Origin of the sequence: Streptococcus suis (assembly GCF_002964045.1) — a bacterium.
In the GTDB taxonomy this organism is placed as follows: Bacteria; Bacillota; Bacilli; order Lactobacillales; family Streptococcaceae; genus Streptococcus; species Streptococcus suis_U.
The window spans coordinates 1-333 of the sequence record NZ_POPB01000312.1 but is presented as its reverse complement, the minus strand read 5'-3'; the positions used below and the strand labels follow the sequence as shown (position 1 = coordinate 333).

The following is a 333-nucleotide window of genomic DNA, read 5'->3' as shown; positions in this document are numbered from 1 at the left end:
GCTCCGAATGACAAGTTGTTTTCAGAGCGTGAGTTAACACAGGTTTATGGTGTTAGTCGTATTACAGTTCGTTTGGCTTTGCAAGAATTGGAAAAACGTGGCTTAGTCTATAAGAAGCACGGTAAGGGAACCTATGTATCTGAGATTTCAGATACTGCAGTGGATTTGTCTCAGGCCTATAGTTTTACTGAGCAAATGAAAAAAATTGGGAAAGTACCGAGGACCTCGATTTTATCCTTTGAATTGGTTAAGGCGTCGGACTATATTGCGCAGCATCTACAACTTAGTCAGGGTGAGGAAGTGTTTGAAGTTGAACGTTTGAGACTTGCAGAT

Annotated in this window: 1 protein-coding gene; it reads left to right on the top strand. The window is 41.1% G+C overall.

The annotated features are described in order from the left end of the window. The coding region (locus C1E99_RS05135) for a GntR family transcriptional regulator (RefSeq protein WP_153060163.1) at positions 1-333 on the top strand (333 nt) is incomplete at both ends.